Source organism: Pediococcus ethanolidurans (genome assembly GCF_001437405.1).
GTDB classification, from domain to species: domain Bacteria; phylum Bacillota; class Bacilli; order Lactobacillales; family Lactobacillaceae; genus Pediococcus; species Pediococcus ethanolidurans.
On sequence record NZ_JQBY01000059.1, the window covers coordinates 1 to 798 of the forward strand.

Annotated in this window: 1 protein-coding gene; it reads left to right on the top strand. The window is 36.1% G+C overall.

Features of this window, described 5'->3' with window-relative positions; all coding sequences use genetic code 11:
* Positions 1–442 precede the first annotated feature (442 nt).
* Positions 443–712, top strand: coding sequence for a 30S ribosomal protein S15 (gene rpsO, locus IV87_RS10795; RefSeq protein WP_057808147.1), 270 nt, complete (start codon positions 443–445; stop codon positions 710–712).
* Positions 713–798 lie beyond the last annotated feature (86 nt).

Here is a 798-nt window from a genome sequence, read left to right on the forward strand (position 1 = left end):
CGGACTAAGAACGTTTGATGCTTCAATAATGATCAGTAACACTAATATCATAATTATTATATCAGTGTATTGATTACAAAGATTAGACTCAGTCTGGAAGCAAATGGGCTCAGTAGTGTCGTTTATCTTAGCGGTCTTCGCTTAGATAAAGGCCGATCTTGGAGACGTGACTTTCGGCTCTAAGTCGTGCCCACTACGTTCCAGCCCAAATTTGCTGGAAGACGGCATTTTAGACTATTTTTATAGGTTAAGTCGTTTGACATCAGTTATTGAAGTGATTTTGATACTTTCAACCTTTAGAGCAGAAGAAGAACTTAGACTTGTGTTTTATGAGAAAATTAGGTAAGATATACTTTGTGCATTGAGCACGAACCCATACTTGGTTTATCGAATCACCAACGATTAACCCAGTTTCGGGCAATATAAAAAAGGGGTGAAAATAATGGCAATTTCACAAGAAAAGAAAAATGAAATCATCAAGAAGTATGCGCGTCATGATGGCGATACAGGTTCTACAGAAGTCCAAGTCGCTGTTTTAACTGCAGATATTAATGAAATTAATCAGCATTTAAGCGTTCATAAGAAAGACTTTCATTCACAACGTGGTTTGATGAAGAAGATTGGTCATCGGCGTAATTTGTTGGCTTACTTACGTCGAACAGACATTCAACGTTACCGTGATTTAATTGAATCATTAGGTTTACGTCGTTAATAGTTTTAAAAAAGCGAGGCTTAGTGCTTCGCTTTTTTTGTACAATTAATTTGATCCTGAAATATTCATAAAAAAAGAACTAATGC